The organism is Acinetobacter harbinensis, from assembly GCF_000816495.1.
Taxonomy (GTDB): Bacteria; Pseudomonadota; Gammaproteobacteria; order Pseudomonadales; family Moraxellaceae; genus Acinetobacter; species Acinetobacter harbinensis.
In genome coordinates this window covers 1,736,746-1,744,000 of sequence record NZ_JXBK01000001.1, presented here as the reverse complement: position 1 = coordinate 1,744,000, position 7,255 = coordinate 1,736,746, and the positions used below count along the sequence as shown (strand labels likewise).

Sequence of the window (7,255 nt, the reverse complement as noted above, 5' to 3'; positions counted from 1 at the left end):
AATCTGGAATACGAAGGATTATGACTAAAACTGCGAAATACAAGAAGATTTACCAGAACAAAACTATTTTTCTAGTTGGTATTAATAATACAACTGTATTGAAAAATATGCAAATCAATATCTCTCTATATGCTTATTTTTAAGAAAAAATTTTTATATTTTATATTTTATTTATAGATATCATGTATTTGCGTCTAAAATATACGTGTAAAGAAATGTATTTTTGAGACTCATTACGTCAAAGAATGAATAGACTGGCGTAAATCAATTTTTGTGGATAGAAAGTAAATACATGCAGGGGTAAAGGCACTTAGATTTAAAGCCAGCTGATGTAATGAATTTTTTAGCTAACCCTACAATGCTTGAATAAGTGGATATTTCACTGCTGAGAGAAAAAGTTAAATTCGCTTTAAAAATATACAAACAATGATTGATAAGCGTTATTTTTCAACTAAAATGCAATAAAGTTTGCTTTGTTTTTATTTAAGGCGTATAAAGCTAACTCGTTGATGCGGGATGGAGCAGTCTGGTAGCTCGTCGGGCTCATAACCCGAAGGTCGTTGGTTCAAATCCAGCTCCCGCTACCAACAAAGAATAAAGAGTTTATAGCCTAATCTACACAGATTAGGCTTTTTTTATGCCTTTAATTTAAGGTTGGACTAATTTTTATCTTATACAGCGTAGATTGCTTCGTATCTGGATAAACTTTGATTATGATAAAGGCAACGGGAGATTATTCATGAACAAGTTATTTGCTCTAATTGTATTCATTGCTTTGGTGGGATGCGCTGAAAAAAAGCCGCTAACCGCTGAACAGCAGTGGCATGGTTATTGTACGAGCATCGGTAATGCTGCCAATACCATTATGTTTGATCGTCAAAATGGCATTGAAAAAACGGCTGCACTTGAGCATGCCAATAAAATTGAAGATGTTACGACCAAGACATTTATTCTTGATATTATTGAGCAAGTTTATGCATTTCCATTGGCTGAAATTGATAAAGAGCCAGAAAATAGTCGTAAACAATTTAAGCAAAAAATGACGGAAAAATGCATTGCCACGCCGCACGATGAATTACCGGATTACAAACCGTTCTAAGGAGCGGTTTTTTTAGATTTTGTATTAAGTTTGAATAAAGAATAATTTTTTATGAAAAGATCTTATCTGTTTGAAAATAGAGGATTAATTTTCATAAGCAACCCTGTTAGTCATGAAAATTATATTTTAAAAATCCCCGAATCAATTTTTTAGTTATTTACTGATGAGCAATACTATAGAGTTTACTATCTGTACTAACGCTAAAAGTGAGCTGGTGCAGAGTAACAAGCGCCAAAAAAATCTGAGTCATTGATGTTGGTTTTTACAAGATTGCTGTGAAAAAAATACTAAAAATTCGTTTAAAGGCATGAAGTATTAATAGCTTAGCTAATTCTAAGCAACACTTCATTTTAGGCTCAGGTTAGCTTTTAGGTTAATCCATTAAAAAGATGGAAAAAGTGCTAAAACTGTTTAATTTTTATCTTGCTTAAGTGAATAAGCGTGTAACAGCTTTACTGGCGAGTACTTGCACTTAAAGTGAGATCCTCAAAAAGAGGAGAATAAAATCACTGAGCTATTTTTAGAGGCTGCAACGGCAGGTCATTTAATGAATCTATGCCAAAAAGTATAGCAAAATGAATTGTAAAATTTAAAGTCGAAAATGTAGGGGATTGCATCTTCATATCATATTGACCTGTTTTATAGATGATGATCAAGGTATCGCGTTCATGAGCATCTTGGCTGCTGAATTTTGAGGATAGGCTATCCTCTCATAATGGATTGATTCACAGGTTTGCTTATATCAACTACAAATCTCATTTGTAAGCACAGAGCATGATATGCTTCATAAAGATAAGGTTTAGATTTGGCTGGCTTACGAGATTTTTTGCCAGTGATGGCGTGAATATACAACTAAAGTGACAGTCCACTAAGGTTGAATATTTTTCTTGCAAGAAAAAGAGCAATATTGAGATGCTTTTTTTATGTACGAATTTTAGTTAAGCGTTGATTATTTCTACTCTTAAGTTAGAAATTGGCGTGAATTGGTTGATTAATTAATCAATAAGCCGCCATTTAGCTAGAAAATAACGGACATCACAAAGAAATACCGTAGCTGCATTAACTTTTAACTGAATTTTTAGTAAAATTTAGTTGTCCATATTACTTTTGAAGCTTAGGACAAGCTGGAATTCATAAGTAATTTTTTAAAAAAGAGGAATAAACCGTGCTAGAAGCTTACCGCCAACACGTTGAAGAACGTGCCGCACTCGGAATCCCACCGAAGCCACTTGATGATGCTCAAACTGCTGACGTAGTTGAATTACTAAAAAATCCACCCGCTGGTGAAGAAGCATATTTAGTTGATTTACTCGAAAATCGTGTTCCTGCAGGTGTTGACCAAGCAGCTTACGTTAAAGCTGCTTTTTTGGCTGCTTTGGCAAAAGGTGAAGCAACCTCTCCATTAATTTCTAAAGAACGCGCGGTTTACTTACTCGGTACAATGCTGGGTGGTTATAACGTTGCTCCTTTAGTTGCATTACTTGATGATGCAGAACTTTCTGAACTTGCGGCTGAAGCATTGAAAAAAACACTTCTTGTGTTTGATGCATTCCATGACGTAGCAGATAAAGCCAAAGCTGGTAATGCAAATGCAAAAGCTGTTATGCAGTCTTGGGCTGATGCTGAATGGTTCACTAGCCGTCCTGATGTTCCTGCAGAAATCAAACTGACTGTATTTAAAGTGACCGGTGAAACCAATACCGATGACTTATCTCCAGCACAAGATGCTTGGAGCCGTCCAGATATTCCATTACATGCCAATGCAATGTTGAAAAACGAACGTGAAGGCATTAACCCAGAAGTACCGGGTGAAGTGGGTCCACTCAATCAAATTAAAGCCTTAATTGCCAAAGGCAATCAAGTTGCTTATGTTGGTGACGTTGTTGGTACCGGTTCATCACGTAAATCTGCAACTAACTCGGTTCTTTGGTTCTTTGGTGATGACATTGCGCACATCCCGAACAAAAAAGACGGCGGTTATTGCTTAGGTTCTAAAATTGCCCCAATCTTCTTTAACACCATGGAAGATGCAGGTGCATTACCAATCGAGATTGATGTTGCTAACATGAACATGGGCGATGAAATCGTTCTTAAAATTGATCATGCTGCTGCAAAAGTAACTGCGTTTAAAGACGGCGCGCAAATCGCTGAATCTGAACTTAAAACCCCTGTACTTCTAGATGAAGTTCGTGCCGGTGGTCGTATCAACTTAATCGTTGGTCGTGGTTTAACCACGAAAGCGCGTGAAGCGTTAGATCTTCCTGTGTCTACTTTGTTCCGTGTTCCAGTTCAGCCTGCCGCTACAGGTAAAGGCTTTACTCAAGCACAGAAAATGGTAGGTCGTGCTTGTGGTCTTGCCGAAGGTCAAGGCGTACTTCCGGGTACTTACTGTGAGCCGCGTATGACCACTGTAGGTTCGCAAGATACTACAGGTCCGATGACACGTGACGAATTGAAAGATTTGGCTTGCCTTGGTTTCTCAGCTGACCTTGTGATGCAATCTTTCTGTCACACTGCTGCATATCCAAAACCAATTGACGTGCAAATGCAACACTCGCTTCCTGATTTCATCATGAACCGTGGTGGTGTATCACTACGTCCAGGTGACGGTATTATTCACTCTTGGTTAAACCGTATGCTTCTTCCAGATACCGTTGGTACTGGTGGTGACTCACATACGCGTTTCCCAATTGGTATTTCTTTCCCAGCAGGCTCTGGTCTTGTGGCGTTTGCCGCAGCGACTGGTGTTATGCCACTGGATATGCCTGAATCTATCCTTGTTAAGTTTAAAGGTAAAATGCAGCCTGGTATCACTCTACGTGACCTTGTGCATGCCATTCCTTACTACGCGATTCAAGCGGGCGACTTAACTGTAGAGAAGAAAGGTAAGAAAAACATTTTCTCTGGTCGTATCCTTGAGATCGATCTAACAGAAATGGAAACTGACCTAACTGTTGAGCAAGCATTTGAATTATCGGATGCTTCTGCTGAACGTTCTGCTGCAGGTTGTTCAATCACGCTTTCTGAAGAGAAAGTTGCTGAATACCTTCGCTCAAATATCACCATGTTAAAATGGATGATTTCTGAAGGTTATGGCGATGCGCGTACTATGGCACGTCGTGTTGAGAACATGGAAAAATGGTTAGCGAATCCATCACTTCTTCAAGCTGATGCTGATGCTGAATACACGAAAGTGTATGAAATTGATCTTGCTGACATCAAAGAACCTGTTCTTTGCTGCCCGAACGATCCAGACGACGCTAAACTTCTTTCTGACGTTCAAGGCGTGAAAATTGACGAAGTATTCGTTGGTTCTTGTATGACCAATATTGGTCACTTCCGCGCAACGGGTAAATTGTTAGAAAAAGTTCCAGGTGGTGTGTTGTCAACTCGTTTGTGGATTGCTCCACCGACGCGTATGGATGAGCATCAATTAATGGAAGAAGGCTTCTATAATATTTATGGTAAAGCTGGCGCGCGTACTGAAATGCCAGGTTGTTCATTGTGTATGGGTAACCAAGCACGTGTTGCACCAAATAGTACTTGTGTGTCGACTTCTACACGTAACTTCCCGAACCGTTTAGGTCAAGGCGCTAACGTTTACTTAGCTTCTGCTGAGCTTGCATCTGTTGCTGCTGTACTTGGTAAATTACCAACACCAGAAGAATATCAACAATATGCAGCTCAAATTGACAGCATGTCTGCTGACATCTATCAATACTTAAGCTTTGACAAGATGAGCGAATATACCAAAGCTGCTGCGAATGTTGATACCAAGAAAATTGCTGCTGCTCAATTAAGCTAATTTATTGAAAAATAAATTAAATTGAGTTAAAAATAAGGGCTGATTATTCAGCCCTTATTTTTTATGAAAATTAAATTATTTATTATACTTTTTGTACCACTTTTTAGTTTAATAACTATTTTGGGGTTAATTGATTGGATTAGCTATTACCCGAAATTAAATAAAGAATATCAAACTATAGTGAATTATGGTTATTTAGGGAGTTTTTTAAGTGGTACGTTAGGTATAGCTTTTACTGCGAGTACTTTAGTTTTTCTAGCTAAAACCTTAAATTTTGAAAGAAGAAAATCAGATCAAGATAATTTTGATAGTAGGTTTTTTCTAATGTTAGGTACATTAGAAAATATTAAATATAAAATTGATGAACATGTAAAAAATGAAATATTGAAAGAGATAAATCAAATAAGTGAATTTACTATTGAAGAAACATTAGTGAAAAGCAAAAGAATTATTCATAAAAATAATAGTCAAATAGGTCACTATTTTAGGATGTTATATCAAATTTTAAAAATGATTGATCAGAATAAAGAAAAAATTTCTGAATTTAGGAATGTTGAAATTACATATTATACAAATATACTACGTTCTACATTAGATTTCAAATTAACACAGATTTTAGCTATTAATACTTATTGTTCAAAAAAATTTGACAGTGATTATAAAGATTATATGGAATATACTAGAAAATATAATTTTTTTGAACATATGCCTTTTTGTATTGATTCTAAACATATATCTGAATCTTTATTAGCAGTATATTTAAATTGTCCAGAGGGGTTTGGTGAGAATTCATTTCTGAAAAAAATGAATAGATATATTTTAAATTCAATTAAGTCTACTATTAAATGTGGTTATAATTATGATTTAACTTCCTCATATTTAAAACGTATTTCAGGAAAATGGTCTTGCGATAAGGATATGAATTTTGATATTAATCTAAAAGATAGAAAATTGATTATTGAATTTCTGCGAGATAAAATTTCGATAGAGCTATTAACAATATTGCCTGATTCTGAAAAAATTGTTAAATGTAGTTTGTTTAATGCAAACCCATATAGTATTAACTCCTATTTTGATGAAAATTTAAATTTTCTTATTGAATATGAGGATAACGAATATGACTTTAGATGTGCTAATGCTGATATAAATAGCATGAAAAAAATAGAATTTGTTTTTATATCGTCAAATTCGAAGAGTCTAGATATAAAAGTTAATTGTGAACATATCTTTCAGGATTATCCAATTTATTTAGATAAATCAATGTCTCGGTTGACGTCGATCTAGGTAATTAATAGTATTTTTTGATTGAATAAGTAAGGTGATGATTTATTGAAAGATTTATATGAAGTTGAATTAATTGATAACTCTGGTTTTGGGTATTTAACATTTACTGTTAAAAATAGATCAAGATTCACTTGGTTTGATTGTTAGTGCCTATGTTCATGTTAACTATTCGGAAGAGTTGCAAAATCAACAAGTGGAATTGCGATATATAGAATATGAAGAAATGCCACGAGGTTGTGTAATCTATAATAGCCTAAGCATATATGGATGCCAAACTCTTTAAAAAGAGAGATGCTTAAAAAATATCCACATTATCAAAGCTAATCTTTACAGATGAATAAATCCGTCGTTTAATCACCACATGTTTCAGTGTTTTAAAAAGTTGATGTAAAGAAATGGCAAAACAATCCAAATTTTTATGTATAGGTGGATTTCTTAACGGTTCAGCCGTAAAAGACCAAGGCGAGAGTTTTGAATGTATCGAGAAATCAAAAAAAGTGACGTATCGAAAGCTAGAAATTTTTCACCCCGACTCGTGGGATGATTATTACTATGTTTTTGAAACCATCACAGACAAGCAAGCCAAAAACTGGGTGTATGACATCAAGTCAAACTAATGGTTTATTCAGTACATAGAGACATATATTGACATCATTAGACTGTTTTTATCCGTTTTTAAATATTGAGACATTAAAAAGCCCCATGGTTAGGGGCTAGTCGTATATAAGTCAAGCTTATACACTGTAAGAGGCTCATCTCAAACTGAGTGTATTAAAACACAAATTCGAAGTATTTTCAGTAAAATTCTAGCGTTGTGTAATTAGCGCATAAGAAATATCATTTAAATGATAAGTTAATCAGATCTGCTATTTGTATCGTCACAGAGTAATAGTGCTGTTTTAGTGTTGATTATATTTCTCAATTAATCTTATCTTTAGTGTATTTTATCTGGTTAAAAAGATATTATAAAGGAAATTATTCTCATTAAATATGTAAATAGTGAAATTTAATCTCAAGATAATATAAATTGGCTGCATATACGGGAAACATTCCGCATCCAGATCTTA

4 protein-coding genes and 1 tRNA gene are annotated in these 7,255 nt (G+C 34.9%); all 5 read left to right on the top strand.

Annotated features, from left to right (window positions below; translation table 11 throughout):
- Positions 1–510: 510 nt before the first annotated feature.
- The 5 genes from SE27_RS08090 to SE27_RS08070 all read left to right on the top strand — a co-directional run bounded on the left by SE27_RS08090 (position 511) and on the right by SE27_RS08070 (position 6,805).
- A tRNA-Met gene (locus SE27_RS08090) sits at positions 511–587 on the top strand.
- Positions 588–739: 152 nt separating this feature from the next.
- Positions 740–1,099, top strand: a complete 360-nt coding sequence (locus SE27_RS08085) for a hypothetical protein (RefSeq protein ID WP_039622438.1) — start codon at positions 740–742, stop codon at positions 1,097–1,099.
- Between the two features lie 1,165 nt (positions 1,100–2,264).
- Positions 2,265–4,904 carry a bifunctional aconitate hydratase 2/2-methylisocitrate dehydratase gene (locus tag SE27_RS08080; RefSeq protein WP_039622436.1) on the top strand — a complete coding sequence of 880 codons (2,640 nt, stop codon included), beginning with the start codon at positions 2,265–2,267 and terminating at the stop codon, positions 4,902–4,904.
- 63 nt (positions 4,905–4,967) lie between these two features.
- Positions 4,968–6,188, top strand: a complete 1,221-nt coding sequence (locus tag SE27_RS08075) for a putative phage abortive infection protein (RefSeq protein ID WP_039622434.1) — start codon at positions 4,968–4,970, stop codon at positions 6,186–6,188.
- Between the two features lie 395 nt (positions 6,189–6,583).
- Positions 6,584–6,805 carry a hypothetical protein gene (locus SE27_RS08070; RefSeq protein WP_039622432.1) on the top strand — a complete coding sequence of 74 codons (222 nt, stop codon included), beginning with the start codon at positions 6,584–6,586 and terminating at the stop codon, positions 6,803–6,805.
- Positions 6,806–7,255: the final 450 nt, after the last annotated feature.